This is a genomic window from Nocardiopsis flavescens, from assembly GCF_900141985.1.
Classification (GTDB): domain Bacteria; phylum Actinomycetota; class Actinomycetes; order Streptosporangiales; family Streptosporangiaceae; genus Nocardiopsis; species Nocardiopsis flavescens.
Map to the genome: position 1 here is coordinate 97644 of NZ_FQZK01000014.1, position 26689 is coordinate 124332.

General features: G+C 76.5%; 23 protein-coding genes. 6 read left to right on the forward strand and 17 right to left on the reverse strand.

From position 1 onward, the window contains the following. Positions 1-107: 107 nt before the first annotated feature. Positions 108-1256: a hypothetical protein gene (locus BUE45_RS21360; protein ID WP_073381161.1), complete on the forward strand. Its 1149-nt coding sequence runs from the start codon at positions 108-110 to the stop codon at positions 1254-1256. Here the strand turns inward: BUE45_RS21360 and BUE45_RS21365 are convergent. The 6 genes from BUE45_RS21365 to BUE45_RS21390 are packed head-to-tail and all read right to left on the reverse strand — an operon-like array spanning position 1246 to position 10117. Beyond that, positions 1246-3480 (reverse strand): TIGR03986 family type III CRISPR-associated RAMP protein, encoded by a 2235-nt coding sequence (locus BUE45_RS21365; RefSeq protein WP_143173435.1) that lies wholly within the window; start codon positions 3478-3480, stop codon positions 1246-1248. The two genes, BUE45_RS21360 and BUE45_RS21365, sit on opposite strands and share 11 nt — an antisense overlap. Beyond that, on the reverse strand, positions 3477-4229 hold the full coding sequence (locus BUE45_RS21370; RefSeq protein WP_073381163.1) for a hypothetical protein: 753 nt from the start codon (positions 4227-4229) through the stop codon (positions 3477-3479). The genes BUE45_RS21365 and BUE45_RS21370 overlap by 4 nt, the downstream gene beginning before the upstream one ends. Beyond that, on the reverse strand, positions 4226-5842 hold the full coding sequence (locus tag BUE45_RS21375; protein ID WP_073381164.1) for an RAMP superfamily CRISPR-associated protein: 1617 nt from the start codon (positions 5840-5842) through the stop codon (positions 4226-4228). Before BUE45_RS21375 ends, BUE45_RS21370 begins: the two co-directional genes overlap by 4 nt. Beyond that, positions 5839-7644 (reverse strand): hypothetical protein, encoded by a 1806-nt coding sequence (locus BUE45_RS21380; protein WP_073381165.1) that lies wholly within the window; start codon positions 7642-7644, stop codon positions 5839-5841. Before BUE45_RS21380 ends, BUE45_RS21375 begins: the two co-directional genes overlap by 4 nt. Further along, complete coding sequence (locus BUE45_RS21385) at positions 7641-8306, reverse strand: hypothetical protein (protein WP_073381166.1); 666 nt, start codon at positions 8304-8306, stop codon at positions 7641-7643. The genes BUE45_RS21380 and BUE45_RS21385 overlap by 4 nt, the downstream gene beginning before the upstream one ends. Next, positions 8303-10117, reverse strand: a complete 1815-nt coding sequence (locus BUE45_RS21390; RefSeq protein WP_073381167.1) for a hypothetical protein — start codon at positions 10115-10117, stop codon at positions 8303-8305. The genes BUE45_RS21385 and BUE45_RS21390 overlap by 4 nt, the downstream gene beginning before the upstream one ends. Before the next feature lie 261 nt (positions 10118-10378). Here BUE45_RS21390 and BUE45_RS32645 point away from each other — a divergent pair, with 261 nt between their 5' ends. Then, positions 10379-10543 carry a hypothetical protein gene (locus BUE45_RS32645; protein WP_178378606.1) on the forward strand — a complete coding sequence of 55 codons (165 nt, stop codon included), beginning with the start codon at positions 10379-10381 and terminating at the stop codon, positions 10541-10543. 304 nt (positions 10544-10847) lie between these two features. Here BUE45_RS32645 and cas6 read toward each other — a convergent pair whose 3' ends face one another. Together cas6 and BUE45_RS21400 are read right to left on the reverse strand one after the other, a co-directional pair. Continuing rightward, on the reverse strand, positions 10848-11798 hold the full coding sequence (gene cas6, locus BUE45_RS21395) for a CRISPR system precrRNA processing endoribonuclease RAMP protein Cas6 (protein WP_245833395.1): 951 nt from the start codon (positions 11796-11798) through the stop codon (positions 10848-10850). A 75-nt stretch (positions 11799-11873) separates the two neighbouring features. Continuing rightward, positions 11874-12404 carry a DUF1697 domain-containing protein gene (locus tag BUE45_RS21400; protein WP_073381168.1) on the reverse strand — a complete coding sequence of 177 codons (531 nt, stop codon included), beginning with the start codon at positions 12402-12404 and terminating at the stop codon, positions 11874-11876. Between the two features lie 83 nt (positions 12405-12487). Here BUE45_RS21400 and BUE45_RS21405 point away from each other — a divergent pair, with 83 nt between their 5' ends. Continuing rightward, a complete protein-coding gene (locus BUE45_RS21405) occupies positions 12488-13498 on the forward strand; it encodes a hypothetical protein (RefSeq protein ID WP_073381169.1) in 1011 nt (336 codons plus the stop codon). Positions 13499-13651: 153 nt separating this feature from the next. Here BUE45_RS21405 and BUE45_RS21410 read toward each other — a convergent pair whose 3' ends face one another. Together BUE45_RS21410 and BUE45_RS21415 are read right to left on the reverse strand one after the other, a co-directional pair. Further along, the gene (locus BUE45_RS21410) at positions 13652-15352 is read right to left on the reverse strand and encodes a solute symporter family protein (RefSeq protein WP_073381221.1); all 1701 of its coding nucleotides are present in this window, start codon (positions 15350-15352) and stop codon (positions 13652-13654) included. A 50-nt stretch (positions 15353-15402) separates the two neighbouring features. Then, on the reverse strand, positions 15403-15849 hold the full coding sequence (locus BUE45_RS21415) for a DUF485 domain-containing protein (protein ID WP_073381170.1): 447 nt from the start codon (positions 15847-15849) through the stop codon (positions 15403-15405). Positions 15850-16344: 495 nt separating this feature from the next. Between BUE45_RS21415 and BUE45_RS21420 the strand changes: the two genes are divergently transcribed. Continuing rightward, positions 16345-16608: a hypothetical protein gene (locus BUE45_RS21420; protein ID WP_073381171.1), complete on the forward strand. Its 264-nt coding sequence runs from the start codon at positions 16345-16347 to the stop codon at positions 16606-16608. Positions 16609-16950: 342 nt separating this feature from the next. Here the strand turns inward: BUE45_RS21420 and hutI are convergent, their stop codons facing one another. Genes hutI through hutH form a run of 5 tightly spaced genes read right to left on the reverse strand, consistent with a single transcriptional unit; the run spans position 16951 to position 23987 of the window. After that, positions 16951-18156: an imidazolonepropionase gene (gene hutI, locus BUE45_RS21425; protein WP_073381172.1), complete on the reverse strand. Its 1206-nt coding sequence runs from the start codon at positions 18154-18156 to the stop codon at positions 16951-16953. Next, positions 18153-19505, reverse strand: coding sequence for a formimidoylglutamate deiminase (locus BUE45_RS21430; RefSeq protein WP_073381173.1), 1353 nt, complete (start codon positions 19503-19505; stop codon positions 18153-18155). Before BUE45_RS21430 ends, hutI begins: the two co-directional genes overlap by 4 nt. Continuing rightward, entirely contained in the window at positions 19502-20707 is a 1206-nt protein-coding gene (locus BUE45_RS21435; protein ID WP_073381222.1) for an allantoate amidohydrolase, read from the reverse strand. The genes BUE45_RS21430 and BUE45_RS21435 overlap by 4 nt, the downstream gene beginning before the upstream one ends. A 52-nt stretch (positions 20708-20759) precedes the next feature. Then, positions 20760-22418 carry a urocanate hydratase gene (gene hutU, locus BUE45_RS21440; RefSeq protein ID WP_073381174.1) on the reverse strand — a complete coding sequence of 553 codons (1659 nt, stop codon included), beginning with the start codon at positions 22416-22418 and terminating at the stop codon, positions 20760-20762. A 21-nt stretch (positions 22419-22439) separates the two neighbouring features. Then, entirely contained in the window at positions 22440-23987 is a 1548-nt protein-coding gene (gene hutH / locus BUE45_RS21445) for a histidine ammonia-lyase (protein WP_073381175.1), read from the reverse strand. Between the two features lie 104 nt (positions 23988-24091). Here hutH and BUE45_RS21450 point away from each other — a divergent pair, with 104 nt between their 5' ends. Next, complete coding sequence (locus tag BUE45_RS21450; RefSeq protein WP_073381176.1) at positions 24092-24850, forward strand: IclR family transcriptional regulator; 759 nt, start codon at positions 24092-24094, stop codon at positions 24848-24850. A gap of 53 nt (positions 24851-24903) precedes the next feature. Here the strand turns inward: BUE45_RS21450 and BUE45_RS21455 are convergent, their stop codons facing one another. Further along, positions 24904-25587, reverse strand: a complete 684-nt coding sequence (locus BUE45_RS21455; protein WP_073381177.1) for a hypothetical protein — start codon at positions 25585-25587, stop codon at positions 24904-24906. A gap of 146 nt (positions 25588-25733) precedes the next feature. Here BUE45_RS21455 and BUE45_RS21460 point away from each other — a divergent pair, with 146 nt between their 5' ends. After that, the gene (locus BUE45_RS21460) at positions 25734-26006 is read left to right on the forward strand and encodes a hypothetical protein (RefSeq protein ID WP_073381178.1); all 273 of its coding nucleotides are present in this window, start codon (positions 25734-25736) and stop codon (positions 26004-26006) included. A gap of 263 nt (positions 26007-26269) precedes the next feature. Here the strand turns inward: BUE45_RS21460 and BUE45_RS21465 are convergent, their stop codons facing one another. Next, positions 26270-26641, reverse strand: coding sequence for an RNA polymerase-binding protein RbpA (locus BUE45_RS21465; protein WP_073381179.1), 372 nt, complete (start codon positions 26639-26641; stop codon positions 26270-26272). Between the last annotated feature and the right edge of the window lie 48 nt (positions 26642-26689).

Here is a 26689-nt window from a genome sequence, read left to right on the forward strand (position 1 = left end):
TCTCCCGTTGACGCGGGAGTGCCACCGCAGGACTCACGTACTCGCACACGCTTCTCCGGAGGGCTGGGGAAGCGACCCGGCCCCGGAACACCCGGGGAGAAGAGTTCGTGAGCACGCACCACTGCTCCGCCTGGGAGCTGTTCGGCTCCGCCACCTTCCTACGCGTGTTCACGCGCGTCCTGGGGTGCGGGCCCTGCTCCGCGGACGGAACCGCACAGGGGTGCTCGGGCCACTCCGAGCAGTTCGGCGACTACGTCGACCTGTGCGCCGAGCACTGCCCGTGCCCGGAACACGGCGGCGACCCGGACGGCGTCATCGCCGTGCGCATGGGCCGCGCCGCGCCCGTCGGGCAGGCGGTCGACCGGACCGCCGCGCACCGGCTCCGCGACGCCCTGGACGACGTCCGCCGGGACCGCTCCTACAAGAACCTGCGCCACGTGTACCCCCAGCCGACCGCCGACGGGCGGGTGCGCTGCGCGTTCTCCGAGCGCCCCCGGCGCTGGGCCCAGCGCCGCGACGTCGCCCGCGTGGCCACCGACGTGGTCGAGCAGGAGGCGCTGGCCATGCTCGTGCTCACCGCGGGCTGGGGCAACCCCGCCGCGGACCTGCCCGAGGACATCTCCCCGGGCGAGGCCGTCTCCTTCACCGAGGACGGCAGCGCGGTCCCCGTCGCCGACCTGCACGGCCGCGGCCTGGGCGGGCGCAGGGAGGCCCCGATGGTCTCCGCGGCCACCGGCGACTACCTGCTGCGCAAGCTCGCCGAACTCGCCTCCGGCCGCGACGCCGACCCCGGGCGCACCCCCGACCAGCGGCGCCGCCTGGTGCTGCGCCGCCTGCTGCCGGCCCTGAGCGGCGAGGACGTCGCCCGCAGGCTGACCGGGGTCCTGGGACGCATGGCGGTGGACATGCCCTCCCACTTCGCCCTGGTGCAGCAGGCCCGGGGCCGGGCCCGCAGCGCCCCCTACGCCCCCGTCCCGGACACCCCCGCCGAACCGGCCGCGGACGACACCGAGCGCCGGGAGGTGCTCAGCGAGGAGGAGAAGATGTGGCTGGAGCGGACCGCCCTGGAGCTGTCCGCCCGCGCACAGGAGCAGCGGACCGCCCTGGAGGCCGACCCCCAGGGCACCCTGGAGGCCCTGCTGTGCGCGATCCTGGAGGAGGGGCACGGCGTGCCCGCCCTCTGGGCGGACGCCCAGGACGACCCGGAGCGCCGGGCCGACCTCATCGACGCGCTGACCGAGGTCATCACCGGGTGACCCGGGCGGCCTCCGCGTAGCGCTCGACCAGCGGGGGCAGGATCGGGTACTCGGCGAACGCGCGCAGCGGCATCACCGCCGTGTCCTCCCAGGGCAGCCGGCCGCGCCAGCGCGCGGCCAGCAGCACGTCCACCGCCTGGTCCGCCTCCCGCCACCGGGACGGGTCGCCGCTCCCGGAGACCCGGCGCGCCGTCAGCGCGCCGTCGAACGCCTCCAGGAACCCCAGCACCCGGTCGGGGCCAGCGCGCTCCACCCCGGCCGCCGGATCCGGCGACAGCGCCCGGGCCCGCCGGTCCACCAAGTACAGCTCCGGTCGCAGGTGCACGCTGCCCATGCCCAGGGACTTGCCCATGCCGATCTTGTGCGCGTATTCCGGGTCGCCCGCGCCGCCGCCGTCCACCGGGTTGTCCAGCAGCAGGGCCCGCATCAAGGCGCCGAGCTCCCCGTCGGTGAGGTTGGTGAACGTGATGCGCGACCGGAACACCAGTCCGTCGCGGAGCGGGACGATGTCGCGGCGGGTGTCGCGGGGCGGCCCGTGGCCCCCGCCCGCCTCCAGCACCTCCAGGTCCAGGTCCTCCCGGGCCCGGGCGTCGTAGCGCACCGGCGTCCCCAGGTCGTCCCGGTGGCGGTGCAGGTAGACCTTGTAGCCGTTGAGCCGCACCTGGCCCTCGTGCGCCCAGGTGATGATGTCCGGGCGCCCGCCCCCGGCCGCGTCCGGCCCCTGGACCAGGTAGTTGGCGAAGCAGCCGCGCTGGGGGGAGAGCAGCCGCACCCGCAGCGCCGCACCGTCGGGGTAGTCCGGGTCGGGGTCGGTGCACACGGCGTTGCCGAAGAACACCCGCCCCTTGGAGGCGGGCGCCTCGCCCGCGAAGGTGTCCACGTCGCCGAACAGGGCCCGGCACACGTCCACCGGGCGCCCCGCCCGCTCCCTCCGGTCGGCGTCCCCGTGCTGGGGGCTCAGCAGGGCCTCCGGCACGGCCCGGCGCACCGGGTCCTCGTCGCTGACCGCGATCCGGTATCCGCCCGAGCGGCCGAAGGAGACCACCCCGCCCTGGGAGTCCACGTCGAACCAGACGGGTTCCAGGCCCCGCCTGGGCAGCCCGCCGCCCCCGGACCCGCCGACCCGCTCGCGCTCGGGGTCGCCCTCTCCGGTGCCGAGTCCGTCCGGGAACGCGGCGCGCTGGTACCCGGTGATCTGCTCGGCCGACTCGAACATCTCCACCAGGGCGTCGGGGACGCGCAGCCGCCCGGTCCGCAGGTCCGTCGGGCGCGGGAACAGGTAGGCGTTGCGGCGCTCCCCCGCAGCGGCGCCCGTGAGCACCACCAGGGCCGGGACGACCCCGCCCCGGCCCAGGTCGCGGGCGTCGAACCGGTGGTCGGCCAGGTGGGCTCGGGCCTCCTCCCCGGTCGGCGCCACCGCGGACACCCGGCGCTCCCCCGGCAGGCGCACGGCGTACACCCAGCGGTACTGGAGCCGGCCGTGCTGCTCGTGGGAGGTGGGCACGTACACGGTGCCGCGGGGTGTGTCGGGGAAGTCGTCGACCCCGAAGTCCCACCGCTTCAGGCTGTCCCGCAGCACCGAGAACGGCACCTTCAGGGCCTGGCCGCGCTCGCCGCCGGGCCGGGCGGCCGGGACCTCGGTGATGTACCAGCGGTTCCGGGACCGCTCGTGGAACAGGAAGCCCTGCCGGGTGCGCGCCCCCGCGCGCCGCCTGCGGTACTGGGAGTGGCTCAGCGCCATCACCGACCGGGCCCGCGGGGACAGGGCGCTCTCCGCGGAGGCGGGGTCGATGCGCACCGGGGCGCGGAAGAAGAGCATGGGGGTGTTGACCGGCCCGGTCTCCCCGCTGGTGAGCATGCGCAGGGTGTTGCGGGCCAGGCCGCGCAGCCCGGACCCCGGCAGGACCGGCAGCGGGGTCTCCCCGTGCGGCAGCCGCAGGGACCGGTTGACCCGGCCCCGGTCGGGGGTCCGGCCGACGAAGGCGGGGGTGAGGGTCGTCAGCGCCAGGTCGATCCACCCCGAGTGGGTGCCGCGCACGGTGCGGTCGTGGCTGCGCAGCAGGTCCCCGGTGTCGTGTCCGCCGTGGAGGTCGGCGGCGGGCATGGGTTCGGCCGCCATACGCACCGCGCCGTAGGGCGCGGTGGCGTGTCCGGACGGACCGCGCCCGGCGGGGCGGGGGCGGGCCGTGCCGCCCAGCCGGGAGGCCACGTCGCGGGGGTTCACCACGTCGTCCCCCCGGCCGGCTCGTCGCCGGTTCCCGGGTCGAACACCGGACCGGTGGGCTTGGGCCCGGTGGCGATGCCGGTCAGGCGGTGGAAGGCCACCCCCACGGTCCCGGTGCCGGGGTCCTGCGCCCAGTACTCCCGCACCGTGAGCCAGCTGCCCGCGCCCTCGGCGACGGCGCCTCCCCCGCGGGTGCGGCGGACCCGCGCGGAGAAGTCGGCCCAGACCACCGGCAGGACGGCCCGCGCCCCGGAGGGCTCGGCGGTGACGGTCAGCGGCACCCCCTCGCCCGGGGAGCGGCCGTGCCCGGGGCCGGTCCAGCCCTGGAGCAGGAAGGAGCGGTCGCGGGGGCGCAGCCAGGGCGGCGCCTCACCGGGGGCGTCGGCGCTGATCCACCCCGACCGGGCGCCCTCGCCGATCCGGACCTGGGCGTGGGCGGCGAACACCAGGACCTCCAGCACACGTGCCCGGTCGGCGGGGGCGACCGGCGGCCGTGCCGACAGGTCGGCGGTGCCGGGCCCGTCCGAGCGGTACCAGCGCTCCCGCGGGCAGGCGCCGGTGAGGCGGCCGTCGCCCAGTTCGGCCAGCAGCCACTGCGGGGCGGCCGGGTCGCCGGGCGGGCCCGGCGGTCCGGTGTCGAGCAGGCGGCAGCGGACGCCGCGCACGAAGACGTCCTCGAAGACCGCGTCGACCTCCGCGGCGTCCAGCCGTCGCACGGCCACCCCGACAGGCGCGGGCACCTCGGTCACACTCCTCCTCCTTCACCTGGGCGCGTACCGTCCCCCGGCTCCCCGGCACCGCCGGAGAGCAGGGGCGGCAGGGACCGCAGCCACCCCCGGACGGCGGCGGCGTCCGGCCCGCCGGGGGAGAACACCGCGGCGACCAGGTCGACCCGGTGCGGCGGCCCCTCCCCGTAGGACACCAGCTCCGCGCGGACGGCGCTGACCCGCCCGTGCCCCACCCCCGACCCGGCCCCCAGCGTGTCGAAGGGCACCGTCGCCAGGTCGCGGACGACGAGCGCGCACAGGCCGCGGACGGCGTCGTCGGGGTCCTCGATGTCGAACACCGCCTCGGCGGTCCCGCCGCATTGGAGGTCGTCGGTGAACAGGCGGCCGTCCACCGCGTCCCCGAACAGGGCGTCCACGGTCATCCGGGTGGCGGTGACCATGGCCCCGCCGGCGATCACCGGGACCTCGCGCAGCCGCACCCGGGACGGGCGGGGCACGGCGGACCGCGCCGGGGTGTCGGCCCCCCACCAGTGGGCGAACCAGTCGCGCAGCCGCGGCCCGGGGGCGCCCGGGTCCGGGGCGGCGTCGCGCAGCGTCCGGGCGGCGATCCGCTTGACCAGGGCGAACAGTGCGGCGTCGCCGAGCACGGGCGCGATGCGCACCACGCCCTTGTCGGGGTCGTCGACCACCGGGCGCGACCGGTGGGCGCGGTCCACCTCGCCGAGCCGGTCGCCGGCGGGGGTGTCGCCGACGGACAGCAGTCCGGGCCGCAGCCCGCCCGGCGGGCCCGACAGGGGGTCCTCGCGCTCGGCCACCGCCAGGGTCAGGCGCAGTTCGGCGCGCCGGCGGCGGTCGGGCGCGGCCGTCCGCGCCGCCACGTGGGCGGCGGTCCCGGTCCGGCCCGCGGCGCGCAGCTCCCGGCCCAGGGCCCGCGCCAGGTCGGCGGGGGCGTCGGACAGGGCCTCCTCCGCGGCGCTCCACCGCTCCGACCAGGACACCCCGTGGTGGGCGAACCAGTCGTGCTCGTCCCCCAGGTCCAGGCGGCGCGCGGCCCAGTGGGTGGCGCGCACCGCACCGTGCCCGCGGCCGGTGCGCCCGCCCAGCCGTACGCCCGCACCGCCGATCCCCTCCGCGGCCAGCGCCAGCAGGGTCAGCAGCCGGGCCTCGTCGGCGGGGGCGGGCACCCGCAGCCGCAGGTGGACGACGAACACCGTGCCCGCCGGGAGCACCTCCCACTGCCACAGCAGGCCGGGGCGCACCGTCCCCGCCGCGGGGTCCACGCGGGTCCCGGTGCGCACCGCCACCCCGGCGCCCTCCGGGAGGCGGGCGAACGCGTCGTCGGCCTCCAGCGCGCTGGCCCGCGGCACCGCCCCGTCCTCCTCCGCCGCCCCGAACAGCTCGCCGACCCGGCCGGGGTCGCCCGTCCGCCCGGCCAGGGCGTGGCGGAGCAGCCCCGCCAGGGTGGTGGCGCGCAGCCGGGGCTCCCCGGTGCGCGGGTCCCGGTCCAGGTGCAGGTCGACATCGCTCTGGGCGGCGTGGCGGGGCACCGCCAGGGCGGCGCCGACATGGGTGTCGGAGAGCAGGCACCAGCGGCCCGCCACCTCCCACAGCACCCCGGGTGCGGCGGCGTTCACCGGCGGCCTCCCCGGGTGTGGGCCGTGTCGCGGGCGCGCAGCACCCGGGCCGTCTCGGTCAGCCAGGAGGACACCAGTGCCAGGCACAGCCGGGCTGCCGTGCGGCGCTCCCAGGCGCGGGCCCGCTCCGAGAGCCCGGCCGGGTCCCCGCGCGGCACCAGCCCGTGGGGCAGGGACAGGTCCACGGCGGCGATCGCCGAGGAGTAGGCGGGGCTGTGCGCGGGCCGGGGCCGGTTGGCCTCCCACCACGCGGCCGCGACCCCTCCCCCGCCGACTCCCGACAGCCAGTCGCGCACCGGGACCGGGGGGCTGCCGTGCGGCACGACCCGGGCCCGGGTCAGCGCCCGCACGGCGCGGTCGTGCAGGGTCTTGGGCGCCCCGCCGCCGGCGCGCTCCCCGGCGACGACTCCGGCCAGCGCGTCCAGGGCGGCGTCCGCGTCCTGGTGCGGGTGGGTGATCGCCTCCCGCAGCCGCCCCACCAGGCTGGGGGTGAGGGGCTCCAGGCGGCGGGCCGACCGGCGGGCCAGCATCCGGGCGTGGTCGCGGACCGGGCCGGCCGCGGCGTTCCACAGCAGTTCGTCGTACAGGGCGGCCAGACCGGGGTCCTCCCAATCCAGGGGGCCGTACTCGGGAACGGTGCCGCCGTCGGGCAGGACCACGGCCCCGGGGGGCCGTCCCACCAGGGGCGCGGTCTCGGGCGCGGGCGGCAGCGGGCCGGGCGGGGGCGGGTCCAGCAGCACGAACTGTCCGTGGCCGTCCACGGCGCGGTCGCCCAGCGGCTCGGCCTCCATCGCGCGGGCCGTGGCCGCGGACAGGTCGCGGTCCAGCACCAGCCTCACCACCGCGCCCGGGGCTGCCGCCCGGCGCTGGGCCATCGGCCCGTGGTAGCCGCGGTGGTAGGAGCCGACCACGGTCGACTCCACGTGGGAGGCGGCCACCCGGACGCCGGCCCCCGGCAGGTGCCGTCCCACCAGCGCCAGGACCTCGCCGACCAGGGCCGCGGGGGCGTAGGCGCCGTATTCGCCCACCACCAGGGCCGGGGACAGCAGCAGCACGTCGACGGGCTCCCCGGCCGCCCAGGAGCGCCGTCCCGCCGGGTCGGCCCGGTCCGCCGCCACCGGGGCGTCGGGCGCGACCGGCGCCACGCGCACCCCGCCGTGAGCCCGGGTGCCGCCCGAGCCCAGGGTCAGCGCCCCCCGCGCGGAGTCCAGCACCTGCGCGATCCGTCCGGCCAGCTCCTCCAGTCCGGCGGCGTCGTCGGCCAGCAGCTGCCAGCGCGCCTCGAAGACCTGCCCGGAGTCCAGGGCCGTGGTGAAGAACGGCACCCCCCGGCCGGGGTCGCCGGTGCGCGCCCGCCCCAGGTAGCGCTCGGTCGTGGTACGCACGCGCGCCCGCAGGGAGCGGTCGAGGGTGACGGGGTCGCGGACCGCCCGGTAGGGCACGGACGGGTCGGGGTCGGCGAACACGTCCGCCATCGTCTCGCTGTTCTTGCCGAGGGTGTACAGGTAGGCGGGCGGCGGGTAGGCCGTCCGGGCGCGGTCCAGGCCCGGCAGGTCGGGGTCGGCACCCGGCTCCAGCCGCGGGTGGGCGGCGGCGAACCGGACCCGGCCGCCGTCGGCGACCCACGCGCGCTCCTCCCGCTCCAGCCCGGCCCGGCGCAGCACCGCGGCGAGCATCCCGCGCTGGGCCCGGCCGCCGATGACGTGCTCGGAGTCGATCCGCAGGGGGTCGAAGGAGGTGCGCACCACCAGGGTGTCCGCCAGGACGTAGCGCAGCGGCAGGTAGCCGCTCACCCCGCTCACGTCCGCACCCGCGCGGGCGGGGCGGCCAGCCGCAGGGTGAGCGCGTCCGGGTCCTCCCCGGGCCCCGCGGCCAGGCGCACGTCGACCCGGCCCCGGCCCCGCGTGCCCTTGAGGCCGATGCCGGTGGTGGCCAGGCAGGCCCGGGCCAGCAGCCTCCAGTGCTCGGGGGCGGGCTCCTGCGCCCAGGTCAGCGCGGACGTCAGGACCAGGCCGGGCAGCAGCACCCGGTGGGTGCGCAGCCGCCCCGGCTCGGCGGCCCCGTGCGCGCCCACCTCGATCCCCGTCTCCAGCACGGTGTAGGCGTCGGTGACCGCGCGCCTCAGCACCGCCCGCGCGGGCTCCGACCGGCCCGCCAGCGCCCGGGCGACCGCCGTGCGCACCGTGTCCCCGGCGACGGCGTGCCCCACCCGCAGCATGCGGTCGCGGCCGTGCGAGCGCCCGCGGCCGAACACCTCGCCCACCGCGCCCTCCAGGCCGGGCGAGACCGCCAGGGAGCGCTGCGCCCCGGCCCGCAGCCGCGCCGCCAGCCGGTGGCGCGGCAGGTAGGGCAGCCCGTGGTCGTCGGTGACCACGTCGGTGTCGGCGCCGGTCCCGTCGGCGCTGGCCCCCACGAACAGCGCGGGCGAGGCCAGCCGCACGACGACGCGGTCCGGCGCGCTCACCGGGGACCGCCCCCGGGGCCGCCGCGGGCGGCGGAGAGGCGGGGGTCCAGAGCGCGCGCCAGCCCCGGGTCCAGGTACAGGTCCATCATCTCCACGGCGTCGAGCAGGCCCGCGGGCGTCCACTCCCGCGGCAGGTCCACCGGGGCCCCGGTGACCCGTGCGCGCCGGGCGATCTCGGGGGCGGGGTCGGCGCCCGACTCCAGCAGCGGCACCAGGGACGAGATCAGCCAGCCCCGCCGCCGGAAGTCGCCCTCGGCGGTCAGGCTCCCCGGCGCCCCGGGGTCCAGGTACCGGTCCAGGAAGCGGGTGAAACCGGTGCCGGTCAGCGGCAGGCCGGTGCGCGGGACCGGGCCGCGCCGGGCCGCCTCCCACCGCGAGAGCACCCGGTCCACCCCGTCCACACGCGTCGTCCACGCCACCACGTGCCCGTCGGGCGCGCCGCCCTCGATCGCCGCCACCCGGTGCCGCTTGGCCGTGCGGCACATCGCCTCGCACAGCTCGTGCCCCAGGGACAGCGGCGCGCCCACCGGCTGCACGGCGACACCCACCCCCACCGTGGGCACGAACGTGGTGTGCGGCCGGCCGTCGCCGCCCGCGGCGGTCCGGCCGCCGCCCGGCCGGTCGCCGTGCGCGTCGGCCAGCGCGCGGTGCAGTGCGGTGCGCGGGTCGGCGGGGTCGCCGACCCCCTCCGGGTCCGCGTCCAGCCACTCCAGCGCGTACCGGACCAGCGGCAGGGCGAGCCGGGCGTCGCACAGGACGGTCAGGTCGTCACCGGCCACCACGATGGGCCGCACCGGGAGGCGGACCGGCCCGGACCGCTCGTGGTCCAGGGAGATGGAGCGCGCGCCGCCCGGGATGACCGGGTCCCGGCCCGGGTCCGCGCGCACCGTGGCCGCCACCGACCGCACCAGCACCCGTGCCAGCGCCCCGGTGAGGTCCTGGATGCGCTGCGACAGCCGCCGCTGGGCCAGCGCCCCGGAGCCGGGGACCGCCGGGTCGCCCGCGCGCTCGCGGTACTCGCCCAGGACCGCGCCGAGCCCGTTGACGTCCATGTGCACCACCGCGATGCGGCTGACCCCGCCCGGCTCCCGGCCGAGCCGGTCCACCTCCATCGGCAGCGCCAGGCGCGGCGCCCCGGTAGCGGTGGCCGCTCCGGCCGCCCAGGCGGCGCTGTGCGCCCGGTGCCAGCGGCGGCCGATCCCCCGGGCCCGCGCCACGTCGGCGCTGACGCGCTCGGGCACCCCGGGCCGGTCGTCCTGGGCGCGGCTGGGGTCGAGCACCTCGGCGGGGCCGCCGCCCACCGCGCACACCGCGGTGATCCCGTACCCGTGGGCGGGGTCGTGCAGGGCGGACATGTGCCCGCGGGCGCGCCGCAGCCGGTCCGGCAGCAGGGCCAGGGCCTCGTCCAGACCCTGCGCGCCCCCCGGGTCCCCGCCGGGTTCCGGGCCGCCGTAGGGGACGTGCGCCACCACGGGGGTGAGGTCGCCCGCGCGCTCGCGCAGCACCCGGGTGTAGCGGGCGGTGAAGCGCCGGGCCGCCGCGGCGTCGGGCAGGACGACGGTGAGCGCGCCGCCCGCGTCGCGCAGCACCGTGCAGTCGTCGGGGACCAGGCCGGCGATCCCCCGCACCGGGTCGGAGGTGTCGGTGAGCTCGGCCACCAGCGCGGCCCGGCCCACCGCGTCCAGGATCCGCCGCCCGCTGTAGACGTAGGCCTGGATGCCGCGCAGGTCCACGCCGACCAGCACGCCGCGCGCCGGGGGCTCGGCGGGCGCGCCGACGGCGGAGCGGTGCTGTGCGGGGTCGGGGGTCACCGTGTCGGGGCTCCTCGTGGCGGGCCGGGGCGGGGGCAGGGCGTGGACCCGCCGGGGCGGGACCCGTCCATCACTCTCGGACGGTGGGGCCACACCGACGGCCACGGGCAACAACCCTTACCAGTCGGAGCGGGCGGGGACATCCCCGGGTGCGGGGTTGGCCCGAACCGGCCACCGGCCGCCGCGGGGCCGCGCGGTCACCCTCCGCGACTGTCCGAGAGAGTTCCATGCACCAACCGCCCACGGGACGGAGGTTCCCCGGTGACACCTCGTACATCCGAGACACTAGCCCCGCACGAACCCGCGCCGAGCCCCCCCGCGGTGCCGCCGGCGCCCGCACCGATCACCCCGCAGGACCTGGTCCCGCACCTGCGCGGGCTGTCCGCCTCCCTGCGCGCGCAGGCCGCGGACCGCCGCTCCTGCTGACCCGGCGGCGCCGCCGTCCGCCGAGCCCCTTCGCGGAACGCCCCGACCGGAGCCGTTCCGCCCGGACCCCGGCCCCACCCCGCCGGGTCCCGCACGGCGACGACCGCCCCGCGCCTCCGAACCCCGCGCGCCCGCGGTCCGCCGTTCCGGTCGGCCTCCCCTCCCCCGCACCCGGTGCTTTCCGTGCGCGCGCACGGGCACGGACGACGACGGCCCCCACCCCCGTCCACGGGGTGGGGGCGCGCCGCCCCTGGCGACTCCTCCCGTCCGCCGTCCTCGGCCGGGAGGGCCGCCGGTCCCTGGGTCAGTCGAAGAGCAGCCCCCCGAAATCCTCCAGTTCGGCGGCCGGAGCCGGTGCGTCGGCGGGTTCGGGACCGGTGCGCACGGGCAGCCGGTGCGGGGTGCGGCGGATCCTGCGGGCCACGGACGCGGCGGTCGCCGCGTCCCGCGTCACGGTGTCCACCAGGACCGAGCCGAATCCCTGGGCGGTGTACTTGCCGACCCCGGTCAGCTCCACCAGTTCCAGCAGGGCGGTGAAGGCGTCGGCGTGCCTGCGGTCGCCGCCGGTCAGCTCCAGGCGCAGGGCGCCCTGCCAGCCCAGGACCGTGCGCCCCTCGGCCTGGTGGTGCTCGGCCAGGCGCACCTCACCGCCCGGGACCGGGAGCCGGCGCACCAGGTCCAGCCCCTCGAAAGCCGTCTCCAGCCACGGACCGGACAGCGCCGGCGGGGCGAACCGGGCGACCGCGCCCACCGCCCCGCTGCCGCCGACGATCCCGCCGCCGGAGCGGTGCACGGCCCCGAAGATCCGGCGCGGCCCCGGCCACACGTGCGGGATCCGCTCACCGGACGCGTCCCGGGTGGCGGTCACCACGGGGGTGCGGCTGTGCAGCTCGGCGGAGCGCACCGGCGCCTGCGGCCCGGAGAGCAGCTCGCCGTAGTCGCGGTCGAAGGTGCGGGTCACCGAGAGGGGTTCGAGGAGGTGGTCGCCGATCCTCTGCACCCGGCCCACCGCCTCCTCGGGGTCCGAGGGCGGGGGGACGGCGTCGTCCAGCCAGGTCAGCGTCCAGTGGTACAGCCGGTCGCCCAGCGGGGCGGGCCAACCGTTCATCGCCCACCGCTTGGCCATCGCGTGCTCTTCGGGGGGATGGGGCCACCAGCGGTTGAGCAGCCCGTGGCAGTCCTCGGGGCGGATCGGGCGCGCCGTGTCGGCCTGGTCGCGCAGGATCACGGTCCATCGTCTGGGCACCGGCACCACCGTCCCTTCGAAGATCGCGCCGTGGACTTCTCTCGGACAGATGTTTTCTCTCGGACAAACATCTCGGCAAGGGCTTCAGCGGCGTGTCATCTCCGCGATCCGCAGCACCGTTCGCCAGTTGCGGCCGGTGACCGCTCCGTCGGCGTGCCGGGCCACCACGTCGGGCAGCCGGGCGAGGCGCAGCCCCTCCTCGTGGACGGTGTAGGCCTCGGTCGCGGTCACCGCGAGCCGCTCCCGCGGGTACGCCGCGGGGTCCAGGCCGACCAGCGCCGCGGTGTCCAGGGTCCCGGAGCAGAACAGGACGAGGAACCGGGACGGGTCGGCGACCTCCAGCGGGTTGGCCTCCACCGCGGCGGCGAACCCCGCGGCGGTGCGCACCACCACCGGCACCTCCAGGCCGAACCGCTCGCGCAGCCCCGCCGAGACCGCGGCGGCGACCGCTTCCGGCCCCTCCTCGCCCGAGGTGACCACCGCGTTGCCGCTCTGGAGGTGGGTGGCGGCGTCCCGGTACCCCAGGTCGCCGAGCAGGGCGCGCAGGTCGCCCATGGCGATCCGGTTGTGCCGTCCGACGTTGATCCCCCGCAGCAACACCACGTAGACGCTCATGGGCCCATTGTGCCGACCGCCTCCGACGGGGACGCCGTACGCTGGTGGGCGCCGCGCTGTTGCACCGAGTCCCCGGAGACGCCGTGACCCGCCTGAGCCACACGTTCGACCTCTCCCCCGCCGACCGCGAGACCGTCGACCGGATCGTCGCGGGGCTGTACGAGGTGGCCGCGGCGTGCCGGTTCGACGACCAGGGCCGGCTGCTGACACCCGACGAGGAGGCCCTCGCACCGCTCGTCGCGCGCGCCGGGGAGCTGGGGCTGGTCGACGTGAAGGCGCGGGAGGAGCGGCTGGCCCAGCGCGAGTCCGCCGCCGCGGAGCTGCGCGAGGGGTCCCCCGGCCCGGAGCGGCGGGAGTCGCTGGAGATCCTGGCGTCGCGGCTGGGGCTGCGGCTCCGGAGCGGCGGGCACCTGCGGGAGCACGCCCATTACCTGGTCACCGAGCTCTCCCCCGAGGGGGTCCCCGCCGGCGCCGGCCGGGACGGGTCCGGGGGGTGGAGCAGCACCGGTGTCACCGTCACCTCGTGGGACCCGTGGGGGCGGGCCTCCGTGGAGTACGCGCTGCCCGACACCGCCGGGACCGGCGAGGCCCCGGTGACCTGGGGCTCGGCGTCCCACGACGGGGCGGCCGGGACCCTGGACTGCACCCTGGAGGTCCGGCTGCCCGGGCGGGGCGCCCGGCTGCGCTCGGCCTCGGGCGCCCTGCACCTGGACCTGGACGCCTGGTACGCGGCGCTGCGCAACGGCCCGGTCCCGCCCGTGCACCTGAGCGCCACGCACGCCATCGCCCGGGTGGAGGGGTGGGTGACCCCCGTGCCCGCCCCGTCGGGGCGCTGGTCGGTGGAGGCCGTCCTGGACGTGCGCGGCCGGGGGCTGTACAAGCCGTTCGTGGCCGCCGCCCTGTGGGCGACCCGCGTCTCCTTCCGCAGGCGGGACGCCCGCCTGCGCCGGGAGGGCTCCGGGGAACCGACCGTGGCGGACGGCCTGGAGCAGGCGGGCCGGGCCTGGGACGCCGCGGCGCGCTCGGCCCCGGAGATCCCCGAACTGCTCGCCGACCTGGCCCGGGTGCTGGCCGAGGCACGCCACCCGCGCTGAGACAGCGAACACCGGAACCGCGCGCCCCGGAGATCCCCGAAGGCCCCGGACCGCACGCCGACCTGCCCCGGGTGCCGTCCGGGGCACGCCACCCGCGCCGAGGTGCCGAACACCCGGACCGCACACCTTTGGGCCGTCCGGCCCCGGACGCCGTCAGTCCTGGTCGGCCCCCCAGCCGGTGAGCGAGCGCACCCGCAGCTCGGTGAACCGGGCGCTGTTGCGCTCGGGCGAGAGCAGGCTGCCCGCCACCGCGCAGGCGAACCCGACGGGCACGGCGACCAGCGCGGGGTTCTCCATGGGAAAGACCGCGATGTCGATCCAGGACGGCAGCACCGACAGGTTCTCACCGGTGGCCGGGTCGGTCTTGCCCGACATCACCGGGGAGAGGAGCATGAGCAGCAGCGTCGCCGACAGCCCGCCGTAGATGCCCCACTCCACGCCCCTGGTGTTGAACCGGCGCCAGAACAGGGTGAGCACGATGACCGGCAGGTTGGCCGCGGCCGCGATGGCGAAGGCCAGGCCCACCAGGAACGCGACGTTCTGCTCCTGGGCCTGCACGGCCAGCACGATCGCGACCGCCCCGATCAGGCAGGCCGAGAACCGCGCCACCCCCACCTCCTGCGACTCGCGGGGGCGCCCCCACATGAGGATGTGGCCGAACAGGTCGTGGGCGATGGAGGAGGACGAGGCCAGGGTGAGGCTGGCGATGACCGCGAGGATGGTGGCCAGCGCCACCGCCGAGATCAGCGCGAGCAGCACCGCGGCGCCGACCGGGCCGGCGGTGAGGCGGCCCAGCTCCTCGGCGAGCATCGGCACGGCGCTGTTGCCCGAGGGGTCCAGCGCCAGGATGCGCTCGGAGCCCACCAGGGCGGCGGCCCCGAAGCCCAGGGCGAGGGTCATCAGGTAGAACACGCCGACCATGACGATGGTGCGGTTGACCGAGGAGCGCGCGGAGCGCCCGTCGGGGACGGTGTAGAAGCGGATGAGGATGTGCGGCAGGGCGACCGTGCCCAGCACCAGGGCCAGGCCCAGGCTGATGAGGTCGAGCTTGTTGAACAGGGTGGTCGCCGGCTCGCCCGGAACCTCCACCCCCAGGCGCAGCCCGGGCTCCAGGAACGCCTGTCCGTGGCCGCTGGCGTCGGCGGCGGCGCCCAGCAGGGCGCGCGGGTCGAACGAGAACATCGCCAGGACCAGCACGGTGAGCAGGCCGGTGGCGCTCAGCAGCACCACCGCCTTGATGATCTGCAGCCAGGTGGCGGCCTTCATCCCGCCGTACATGACGTAGACGATCATGAGCACGCCGACCAGCACGATCGCCGCGGTGCGGGCCTGCCCGGCGTCCACCCCCAGGAACGTGCCGCCGTCGTGCAGCCCGAGCAGGACCGACACCAGGGCGCCCGCGCCGACCATCTGCGCCACCAGGTAGAACACGCACACGGTGACGGTGGAGACGGTGCAGGCCAGCCGCACCCGCATCCGGCGCATGCGGAAGGCGGGCAGGTCGGCCATGGTGAACCGGCCGGTGTTGCGCATCAGCTGGGCCATGGGCAGCACCAGCAGCCAGGCCACCAGGAAGCCGATGGAGTACAGGAACCCGTCGTAGCCCTGGAGGGCGATCATCCCGGCGATGCCCAGGAACGAGGCGGCGGACAGGTAGTCGCCGGTGAGCGCCAGCCCGTTCTGGGTGCTGGAGAAGCCGCGCCCGCCCGCGTAGAAGTCGACCGCGCCCCGGGTGGTGCGCCGGGCCCGGATGGTGACGGCCAGGGTGACCAGGACGAAGAGGGCGCACAGTCCGACGGTCCAGGCGTGCGCGACGCCGAACCGGCCGTCCAGGGCGGTGGGCGCGGCGAGGATGTGACCGGCGCCGCCCCCCGTGACGGCGCCGACCGCCGCCGCGGCGGCGGTCACCGGTGCACCGCCGTGCCGGTCCCGCGCGAGCCCTCGGCGGCCCGGTTGCGGACCTGCTCGGCCAGGGGGTCGATCGAGCGGGCGGAGAAACGGCCGAACGCCCAGGCGAGCACGAAGGTGAGCAGGAACTGCCCTATTCCCATGACCAGGGCGACATTGACGGAATCGACGATCTGCACGCTCATGAAATCGCGCGCGTAGGCCGACAACAGCAGATAGGACAGGTAACTCCCGAGGAAGGCGGCGACCAGAAGTCCCGCCTGAATCGCGAATCTCCTTCGTAGTTTCACGAATCCGGGATCGACGGACACGCGTTCGCAGGCGTGCGCGATATCGGCCTGCGCGCGCCGCCGCTCGGCCGCCGACCTGCCCTGGGGCGCACGGAGCTCCTCCCCCGGCTCCGGCACCCGCCTTCTGTTGGCGCCCTCCATGTAATCGACCACGGCCCTCCCCCTGAATTCGCCTTTCCCCGGGAACCGCTCCCCCGCGGTTCCCGGCACCGCCGGGCGCGTGGGCCGCCGCGGGCGTGTGCAGACCCCCGCCCGCAACGCGGCCCCTCCCCCCGCTTTCCGAGCGGTACGGGCAACACCTTAGCCACGGCCCCCGAGCCGTGTTCACCAAATGCACAAATCGGCTGGTGGAAATCGCCGCCCCCCGTTCCGGGAACGGTCGGAGAAGAAGGGACGGCCGGTTCGGGCGTGAAATCGCCGTACCGCGCGACCCGGATCACAGGGGCGGCGCGCGGCGGCGAAGGACCTGTTCACCCCGGTCGCGCCGGAGCCGTCGGGCCGCACCGGTCCCCGGTCTTCGCTAGGCTTCGGGGCGACCCCGAACCCTTGCACGGCGAACCCGGTGAACATCCGGTCGTTTCGTTCGTACAGGTGTATGATTAAGGGGTCCTGCACTGTTCAACGCGCTACCGAAGGGAAATCCCCGCCGTGGTCACCGAGGTCTTCACGCGCAAGTACTGCGATCCCCACGCCGTCCGCGAGGAGAAGGTCGAGGCGACTGAAGTCGTCCAGTTCGCCTGGGAGGGCACCGTCCGCGAGGTCGACGCCTGCGCCGACTGCTTCAAGGAGCACGAGGCCCGCTACGAGCCGCTCGTCGACTACTCGCGCCCGGTCAAGAAGCGTCGCGCCACCACCACCAAGAAGGCCGCCGAGGCCTCCGGCCCCGAGAGCGCCGACGAGAGCGACGAGTAGCACCCGCGCCCGGCCCGGCACCGCCCGCGGCCACCGCGCACCGAGCACTCCCCTCCCCGAGGGACGAGGGCTCCCGTGCCCCAGGAGACGGCCTCGACGCGTCGAGCACGACGGGGGCCGGCCGACACCCGAGGTGTCGGCCGGCCCCCGTTCGGCGTGTAAGGGGCGGTGGCCGCGCCCGGAACGTGGCACCGTCGCCGGTGCCGGGCCCGGTGCCCCGGCCGCCGCGGGACGACGCTGTCGCCGCGGCGGCGGGACGCGCACCGACGTGGTTCCAGGGTGGGGGCCCGACGTTTCCGGCACGTTAGGCGCCGGTTGAGTTCTCCGCCCGCGGCGCCCGGGTCAGGGGCGGCCGTGCGCCAGGACGCCGTCCTTCCACACCGCCGCGACCTGCGGGACCCCCGGCCGGTAGGCGAGGTAGAGGTGGTTGGGCGCGTCCAGCAGCACCAGGTCGGCGCGGGCCCCCGGGGACAGCCGCCCCACGTCGGTGCGGCGCAGCGCCAGCGCCCCGCCGGCGGTGGCCGCCCACACCGCCTCGTCCGGGGTCATCCCCATGTCGCGCACCGCGACCGCGATGCAGAACGCCAGGCTCGACGTGAAGCACGACCCCGGGTTGCAGTCGCTGGCCAGCGCCACCAGGGCGCCCGCGTCGATGAGCGCCCGCGCGTCCGGGTAGCTCTGCCGGGTGGAGAAGTCCACCCCCGGCAGCAGCGTCGCCACCGTCGGCTCGGGGCGCCCGGCGGCCTGCGCCAGGGCGTCGACGTCCTCGGCCGACAGGTAGGTGCAGTGGTCCACCGACGCCGCGCCCACCTCCACGGCCAGCCGCACCCCCGGCCCCTCGCCCAGCTGGTTGCCGTGCACACGGGGCAGCAGCCCGCGCCGCACACCGGCCTCCAGCACCCGGCGCGAGGCCTGCTCGTCGAACGCCCCGCGCTCGCAGAACACGTCGATCCACCGCGCGTGCGGGGCGCACGCGTCCAGCATCGGCCCGGTGACCAGGTCCACGTACCCCTGCGGGTCGTCGGCGTACTCGGGGGCCACCACGTGCGCCCCCAGGAAGGTGACCTCGTCGGTCACCCGTCCCGCCACCTCCAGGGAGCGCGCCTCGTCGGCGACGGTCAGCCCGTAGCCGGACTTGACCTCCAGGGTGGTCGTGCCCTGGGCGCGCGCCTCCGCGGCGAGCCCGCGCGCCCGCGCCAGCAGGTCGGCGTCCGAGGCCGCCCGGGTGGCCGCCACGGTGGTGCGGATGCCCCCCGCGGAGTAGGGGGTGCCGCTCATCCGGGCGGCGAACTCGCGGCTGCGGTCCCCCGCGAAGACGATGTGGGAGTGGGAGTCCACGAACCCGGGGATGACGCACCGCCCGGCGGCGTCCACCCGGGCGTCGGCGGCCGGGGCCCTGCCCCGGGGCCCCGCCCAGGCGACCTCTCCCCCCTCGACCACCAGGGCGGCGTCCTCGACGGCGCCGACCCTGCCCTCCCCCAGCGCGGGGTCGTTGGTGACCAGGGTGGCGATGTCGTCGATGAGGATGCTCACGGGCACGTCGCTCACTTGAGGATCTCCTTGATCTCCGTGTCGAGGTCGCGGGCGAGGTCGGGCATGCGGGTGTGGACGCCGTCGCGGACGGTCCAGCGGCCGTCGGCCATCACGTGGCGCACGTCGCCGGCGTCGGCGCCGAACACCACCGCGTCCGTCCCGCGCGCCGGGTCCGCCCCGGCCAGCCGCACCCCCTCCAGGGGCACGTTGACCAGGTCGGCGCGGGCACCGGGGGCGAATCTCCCGGCGTCGTCCCAGCCCAGGGAGCCGTGGGCGGTGGCGGCGCGCAGCAGGTCGCCCGCGCCCAGCGTCCCCCGGCGGTGGGTGCGCAGCCGCTCGTGCAGCTCCACCGCGCGCGCCTCCTCGAACATGTCGATGCGGGCGTGCTGGTCGCTGCCCAGGCTCAGCCTGCGCGCGTCCAGGTCGCCGGTGCGGGGCAGGCCGTCGGCCAGGTCGCGCTCGGTGGTGGGGCACAGGCACACGGTCGAGCGGGTGCCGCGGACGGCGGCGACGTCGCCGTCGGTGAGGTGGGTGGCGTGCACGAGGCTGGTGCGCTCCCCCAGCAGCCCGGCGTCGGCGAGCACCGCGGTGGGGGTGCGCCCGTGCGCGGCCAGGCACACGGCGTTCTCGTCCGGCTGCTCCGACAGGTGGGCGTGCACCGGCCCGCCGATCCCCGCGGCGGCGGCCGCCACCTCGGCCAGCGCCCACGGCGGGACCGCGCGCACCGAGTGGGCGGCCGTGCCCAGCAGCGCGTGTCCGGGCAGCGGGCCGAACGCGCGGACCCGCTCGGCCCACCCGGCGGCGTCGCCGTCGCCGAACCGCCGCTGGGGTCCGGCCAGCGGCCGGTAGGACCCGTCCGGGTCCAGGCCGCCCGCCAGGTAGCACACGTCAAGCAGGGTCAGCCGGACCCCGGCGTCGGCGGCGGCGGCCACCAGCGCCCGGCCCATCTCGTTGGGGTCGGCGTAGCGGGCCCCGCCGGGGGCGTGGTGCAGGTAGTGGAACTCGCCCACGCACGTCACCCCGGCCAGGGCCATCTCCGCGTAGACCGCCCGGGCCAGGCGCAGGTAGGAGCCCGGGTCCAGCCGGTCGGCCACCCGGTACATCACCTCGCGCCAGGTCCAGAACGAGCCGCCGTCGGCGTGCGTGCGCCCGCGCAGCGCACGGTGGAAGGCGTGCGAGTGCGCGTCGGCCAGGCCCGGCAGGGTCACCCCGGCCAGGACCTCGGCGTCGGCGGGCGCCGCCACCCCGGCCGCCACCGAGGAGAACCGGCCGTCAGCGACCTCCAGCAGCACCCCGGGCTCGGGGGCGCCGTCGGCGGAGCCGGTCCAGGCCCACTCGCACCACAGGCGGACGGGGGCGCTCATCGGACCGCCTCCCCGGTGAGCAGGTCGGACAGGACGTCGGCCAGGGCGTCCACCCCGGCGTGGCAGTCGTCCGGGCGGGCCCACTCGTGCGGGGAGTGCGACACCCCGGTGGGGTTGCGCACGTAGAGCATCGCGGTGGGCACGTGCGCGGCCAGCACCCCGGCGTCGTGGCCGGCGCCGGTGGGCAGCACCGGAACGGCCGGCCCGCCCCGGGCGACCACCGCGCCGAGCCGGTCGCGCAGGCCCTCGGCGAACGTCACCAGCGGGGTGCGGGACTCGGCGCTCACCGCCACCCCCACCCCGTGCTCGCGGGCGGCCCGCTCGGCGGCGTCGCGCACCCCCGCCACCACCGCCTCCAGCGCGGCCTCGTCGGCGGCGCGTGCGTCCAGCCAGGCGTTGACCAGCGAAGGGATCGCGTTGGTGCCGTTGGGGGCGATCCGGGCCTTGGCGACGGTCGCGCGGGCGCCGTGCTCGGCGGCCATCGCGCGGGCGGCCAGGATGGTGTGCGCGAAGGGCGGCATGGGGTCGCCGCGGTCCTCCAGGCGGGTGGTCCCGGCGTGGTCGGCGCGGCCGGTGAAGTCCAGCCGCCACCGGCCGTGCGGCCAGATGGAGGAGCCCACCCCCACCGCGTGCGGGGTGTCCTCCAGGGCCCGGCCCTGCTCCACGTGCAGCTCCACGAAGACGTCGAGCAGCCCCAGGGTCCCGGGGTCGGCGCCGATGCCCGCCGGGTCCAGACCGGCACGCTCCATCGCCGCCGCCCAGGTGGTCCCGTCGGCGTCGGCCAGCCCCCGGGCCCGCTCCGGGGAGATCTCCCCGGTGCTCAGCCGGCTGCCCAGGCAGGGGACGCCGAACCGGCCGCCCTCCTCCTCGACGAACACCACCACGGCCAGCGGCCGCGCCGGGCGCACCCCGCGCCGGCGCAGCTCGTCCACCGCCGCCAGCGCGCTCACCACCCCCAGCGGCCCGTCGAACGCCCCGCCCGAGGGCACCGAGTCCAGGTGGGAGCCGGTGGCCACGGCGCCCCGTCCCGGGGCGCCCCACCAGGCCCACAGGTTGCCGTTGCAGTCGGTCCGCACGTCCAGCCCGCGCGCCTTCGCCTCCTGGACGAACCAGGCCCGGGCGTCGGTGTCGGCGCCCGCCCAGCTGAACCGGCGGTATCCGCCGTCGTCGTCCCGGCCCACGGGGGCCAGGTCCGCCCACATCCGATCGAACGCCCCCGGGTCGGGGGCGGTGCCGTTCTGCGCCACCGGGAACCTACTCCCCCTCGCGCATGGGAACGCGGATGCCGTGGGCCCGGGCGACCCGGTCCGCCTCCTCGTACCCGGCGTCCACATGGCGGATGACGCCCATGGCCGGGTCGTTGGTGAGCACCCGCTCCAGCTTGGCGGCGGCGAGGTCGGTGCCGTCCGCGACGCTGACCTGGCCGGCGTGCAGGGACCGGCCCATGCCCACGCCCCCGCCGTGGTGGATGGACACCCAGGAGGCGCCCGAGGAGGTGTTGACCAGCGCGTTCAGCAGCGGCCAGTCGGCGATGGCGTCCGACCCGTCCTTCATGCCCTCGGTCTCCCGGTAGGGGGAGGCCACCGACCCGGTGTCCAGGTGGTCGCGGCCGATGGCCAGCGGCGCGGAGACCTCCCCGGCCGCCACCAGCTCGTTGAACCGCTGCCCGGCCGCGGCCCGCTCGCCCTGGCCCAGCCAGCAGATGCGGGCGGGCAGGCCCTGGAACGCGACCCGCTCCCCGGCCATCCGGATCCACCGGGCCAGGTGCTCGTTCTCGGGGAACAGGTCCAGGACCGCCCGGTCGGTGCGGGCGATGTCGGCGGGGTCGCCCGACAGCGCCGCCCACCGGAACGGGCCCCGGCCCTCGCAGAACAGCGGCCGGATGTAGGCGGGCACGAACCCGGGGAAGTCGAACGCCCGGGTGAACCCGCCGCTGCGGGCCTCGTCGCGGATGGAGTTGCCGTAGTCGAACACCTCCGCGCCCGCGTCCATGAACCCGACCATCGCCTCGACGTGCGCGGCCATCGACGCGCGGGCCCGCTTGGTGAACTCCTCGGGCCCGGCGGCGGCCAGGGCCCTCCAGTCCTCGAAGGCGACCCCGGCCGGCAGGTAGGCCAGCGGGTCGTGGGCGGAGGTCTGGTCGGTGACGATGTCGACGGGCGCCCCGCGCGAGAGCAGCTCGGGGAACACCTCGGCGGCGTTGCCCAGGACGCCGATGGACAGCGGCCGGCGCGCGTCGCGGGCCGCCGCCGCCAGCTCCAGGGCGTGGTCCAGGCCGTCGGCGCGCACGTCCAGGTAGCGGTGCTCGATACGGCGGTCGATGCGGCTGGAGTCGCACTCCACCACGATCGCCACTCCGTCGTTCATGGTGACCGCGAGCGGCTGGGCGCCGCCCATGCCGCCCAGTCCCGCGGTCAGGGTGACGGTGCCGGCCAGGGTGCCGCCGAAGCGCTTGGCCGCCACCGCGGCGAACGTCTCGTAGGTGCCCTGGAGGATGCCCTGGGTGCCGATGTAGATCCACGAACCGGCGGTCATCTGCCCGTACATGGTCAGGCCCTGGGCCTCCAGGCGGCGGAACTCGGGCCAGTTCGCCCAGTCGCCCACCAGGTTGGAGTTGGCGATGAGGACGCGGGGCGCCCACTCGTGTGTGCGCATGATGCCGACCGGGCGGCCGGACTGCACCAACAGGGTCTCGTCGCCCTCCAGGTCGCGCAGGGAGGCGGTGATGCGGTCGAAGCTGCGCCAGTCGCGGGCGGCCTTGCCGGTGCCGCCGTAGACGACCAGCTCGTCGGGGTGCTCGGCGACCTCGGGGTCCAGGTTGTTGTGGAACATGCGCAGGGCGGCCTCCTGCTGCCAGCCCTTGGCCGACAGGGTGGTGCCGCGGGCTGCGCGGACGGTGCGCGGGGTGCTCATGGTCGGTGCCCTCCTGGGGTCTCAGTGCAGCGGGGTGACGGAAGCGGCGGAGTCGAGGACCGATCCGTCCGCGATGAGGCCCTGGACCAGGGCGATCTCGGGGGCCAGGTAGCGGTCGGGGCCGGGGCCGGGGACGTGCTCGCGCAGGGTGCGCACCACGGCGCCGGTGGCCGGGCCGGGCTCCAGCGGCGAGCGCAGGTCCAGGGCGCGTGCGGCGGTCAGGAGTTCCACGGCGAGCACGGCGGTCAGGCCGTCGACGGCGCGGCGCAGCTTGCGGGCGGCCGACCAGCCCATGGACACGTGGTCCTCCTGCATGGCCGAGCTCGGGATGGAGTCGACGCTGGCGGGCACCGCCAGGCGCTTGAGCTCGGAGACGACGGCGGCCTGGGTGTACTGGGCGATCATGTGCCCGGAGTCGACGCCGGGGTCGTCGGCCAGGAACGCGGGCAGCCCGTGCGAGCGCGACACGTCGAGCATGCGGTCGGTGCGCCGCTCGGCGATGGAGGCCACGTCGGCGACGGCGATGGCCAGGAAGTCCAGCACGTACGCCACCGGGGCGCCGTGGAAGTTGCCGTTGGACTCCACCCGGCCGTCGTCGAGCACCACCGGGTTGTCGATGACGCTGTCCAGTTCGCGTTCGGCGACGGTCAGCGCGTGGGAGAGGGTGTCGCGGGCGGCCCCGGCGACCTGGGGGGCGCAGCGCAGGGAGTAGGCGTCCTGGACGCGGTTGCAGTCGGGGCCCCGGTGGGAGGCGACGATGGGCGAGTCGGCGAGCAGGGCGCGCAGGTTGGCGGCGGAGGCGGCCTGCCCGGGGTGGGGGCGCATCCGCTGGAGGTCCTCGGCGAAGACCCGGTCGGTGCCCAGCAGGGCCTCCACGCTCATGGCGGCGGTGATGTCGGCGACCTTGAGCAGCCGGTCCAGGTCCATGCAGGCCAGGGCCAGCATGCCGAGCATGCCGTCGGTGCCGTTGATGAGCGCCAGGCCCTCCTTGGCGCCCAGTTCCACGGGCGCGATGCCCGCCGCGCGCAGGGCGGCGGAGGCGGAGACGAGCGCGCCGCCGGCGTCGCGCACCTCGCCCTCGCCCATCAGGGCCAGCGCGACGTGGGACAGCGGGGCCAGGTCTCCGGAGCAGCCCAGGCTGCCGTACTCGTACACGAGGGGGGTGATCCCGGCGTTGAGGAGGGCGGCCAGGGTCTCGACGGTGGCGACCTCCACCCCGGTGTTGCCCGAGGCCAGGGTGCGCAGGCGCAGCAGCATCAGCGCGCGCACCACCTCGCGCTCCACCTCGGGCCCGGTGCCCGCGGCGTGCGAGCGGATGAGCGAGCGCTGGAGGCGGGCCCGCAGGTCGGGGGCGATGTGGCGGGTGGCCAGGGCGCCGAACCCGGTGCTGACACCGTAGGCGGGGACCTCGCCGCGGGCCAGGGTCTCGACCCGCTCGCGGCCGTGCCGGACGGCCTTGCGGGTCTCCTCGGTGAGGGTGACGCGGGCGCCGTGGCGGGCGACCGCCAGGACCTCCGCCGGGGTGAGGGGGGCGCCGCCGACGGCGACGGGAGCTGCTGCTGTGGACATGACCCCCATTCGACACCGCCGACCGCCCCGGCCCACAGGCCCGACACGGCCCTTGTGTCTGACATACCGGACATCCCTCGCCGGCCCCGTGGGAGACTGGGGACATGAGCATCGTGCCCGCGGCGACCCGTGCCCTGCGGCTGCTGCGTTTCCTGGCGACGCGCTCGGGGCCGGTGTCGGCGGCGGCGATCGCGGCCGGGCTGGGCATCCCCCGCTCCAGCGTGTACCAGCTGCTGGAGGCGATGGCCGAGGAGGGGTTCGTCGTCCACCTGCCGGAGGAGCGGCGGTGGGGATTGGGCGTGGCCGCCTTCGAGATCGGTTCGGCGTACCTGCGCCACGACGGCATGGAGCGGCTGGCCCGGCCGCTGCTGACCCGCCTGACCGAGGCCACCGGGGCCACCTCGCACCTGGGGGTGCTGCACGGTGCGGACACCCTCTACCTGCTCAAGGAGCAGCCGCCGCACGCGCCGCCGCTGATCACCGGGGTGGGCGTGCGCCTGCCCGCGCACCTGACCGCGTCCGGTCGGGCGATGCTGGCGCTGCTGCCGCGCGCCCAGGTGCGCGCCCTGTACCCCGCGCAGGCGGCGTTCACCGACCGCACCGGGCGCGGGCCGGCCGCCCCGGCCGAGCTGCGGCGGGTGCTGGCCGAGGAGGCGCGGCAGGGCTGGTCCCTGGAGGACGGCCAGGTGACGGAGGGTTTCGTGTCGGTGGCCGCCGCGGCGCTGGACCACAACGGCCGCCCGGCGGCGGCGATCAGCCTGACGGTGCCCCGCGCCCGTCCGGTCACCCCGCAGGCGCTGGCCGGGCGGGTGCGCGACGCCGCCGCCGAGCTGACCCGGCGGCTCGGCGGCCGCCCCTCCTGAGCCGTGCCCCCCGGGGGGGGAGCGCCCCGCGGAAGGGCCGGCGGGAAAGGGTCCTAGGCGGTCTTGGGGCCGACCCGCCGGACGATGTCGGGGAAGGGCGACGTGCGCTCGATCATGCGCAGGATCTTCTCCTTGAGGTCGGCGGGCACCTGGACGTAGAACTGGGTGGCCGCGTCCGGGTCCCCCGCCAGGCCCAGGGCGGCGGCGTTCTCGGCCCAGGAGGGCAGCTCGGCCTCGGTGCGGTGGGTGTCCAGCGAGAACTCGATGAAGTAGGTGGTCCGGTGGGCCACCACCGTCTCCTCGCGCACGCGCCGGATCTCCGGCCAGGCGATGAAGGTGCCCTCGCCCGGGAACCACCACTTGCGCTCCTGGAGCACGATGACGCCGTCGCTGTCGGCGCTGATCCCCTGCCGGGTGATCCGCTGGGGCAGGCCGCGCAGGACGAACACGTTGCTCACCGGGCCGATGAACATCATCGCGAGCGAGGCCGAGGCCCACAGCGCCACCGACCCGACCGTCGTCTCCCCGTTGATCACGTGCAGGAACGTGGAGGCCAGGACGACGAGGAACCCGGCGGTCAGGATGACCGAGAAGTAGCCCACGGCGATCCACATCCGGGCATTGGGGCCGCGCAGGCTGACGTACCTGCGCAGGTGGGAGACACCGGCGGGCGCATGGGTCAGGTCCGAGGGGACGCCCCGTGTCACAGGGACGTCCGAGGGGTCGGGGGAAGCCATGCGTCCATTGTCCACCTCGCCCGCGGTGCTCAGTGCGCCCGAGATGCCCACTTGTACGGCCATGTAGGCGTTTTGGCAGGGAACGGTGTGGAACGATACGGCGAAATCCCGGGTGGGGGGAAGGGCGGGCCGTTAGAGTCCGACCCATGAACCCCAACACGAGACCGGGCGTGAGCGAGTACGACACCGAGCTGAGGTCCGGTGGCGAGGTCGTCGTCCTGGACGGGATGGCCTACCAGGGCCGCACCGTCCTGGTGGAGGGCCCGGAGATGTTCGAGCCCCTGGAGCGCTGGGCCAAGGGGGTGGCCGAGACCCTGGGCGAGCCGGTGACGTGGCGGGCCACGGACCGCAAGGGGGAGCTGGCCGGACGCGGCACCGTCCAGCCGGGACCCGCGGCTCAGAACCTGCGCGCGCTCTGAGCTCCGCACTTGGCGCACTGGAACTTGCGGTCGTCACCGAGAATCCAGTCGTGGTCCCCGCCGGTAGGGCATGCGGACATGGACACCAACTCCTTGGGAGGGGGTTGCGAGGGGTCTGCGCTGCTCACTGTACGTCCCACCCACCACACCAGTCCCGAGAATGAGGAAATTATCCGCTTCTCTCGGCTTTGCCCCGGGCCGTGAACGCCGACAGGGCCCGTCGCGCAGGCGACGGGCCCCGGGCAGGTTCGAAACGGGGGAGGCTAGTTGCGGGCGGCGCGCATGTGGGCCTCCACCGCGGCGCGGTCGGCGCGCAGCTTGGCGAGGGCCTCGTCCAGGATGAGCTTGCCCTCCTCGGCGCTGCGCCGCTCCTTCACGTACGCCAGGTGGGTCTTGTAGGGCTCGGTGCGCGGCGGCGACGGGGGGTTCGCCTTGTCCTTGCCCGCGGGGAACCCGCAGCGGGGGCAGTCCCACTCGTCGGGGACGAGTGCCTCGCTGGCGAAACTGGGCACGACCTCGTGCAGGTTCGCGCAGTAGAACGGGACCCGGATGCGCGGGGCGGCCTCGCCCCGCTCCGCCTCGCCCATCGGGCCGGCTCCGACCCGGCTGCCACGGATGGCACTGCCACTACCCACGAAAAACTCCTTCGGAGAACACGCTCACCGGTGACTGTGGCGAGCTCG

Coding starts and splice junctions, on each gene's coding strand:
- hutH (WP_073381175.1), bottom strand. CDS start 23,987: ATGTCCACAGCAGCAGCTCCCGTCGCCGTCGGCGGCGCCCCCCTCACC.
- BUE45_RS21400 (WP_073381168.1), bottom strand. CDS start 12,404: ATGAGCGTCTACGTGGTGTTGCTGCGGGGGATCAACGTCGGACGGCAC.
- BUE45_RS21450 (WP_073381176.1), top strand. CDS start 24,092: ATGAGCATCGTGCCCGCGGCGACCCGTGCCCTGCGGCTGCTGCGTTTC.
- BUE45_RS21460 (WP_073381178.1), top strand. CDS start 25,734: ATGAACCCCAACACGAGACCGGGCGTGAGCGAGTACGACACCGAGCTG.
- BUE45_RS21435 (WP_073381222.1), bottom strand. CDS start 20,707: ATGTGGGCGGACCTGGCCCCCGTGGGCCGGGACGACGACGGCGGATAC.
- BUE45_RS21430 (WP_073381173.1), bottom strand. CDS start 19,505: ATGAGCGCCCCCGTCCGCCTGTGGTGCGAGTGGGCCTGGACCGGCTCC.
- hutU (WP_073381174.1), bottom strand. CDS start 22,418: ATGAGCACCCCGCGCACCGTCCGCGCAGCCCGCGGCACCACCCTGTCG.
- BUE45_RS21455 (WP_073381177.1), bottom strand. CDS start 25,587: ATGGCTTCCCCCGACCCCTCGGACGTCCCTGTGACACGGGGCGTCCCC.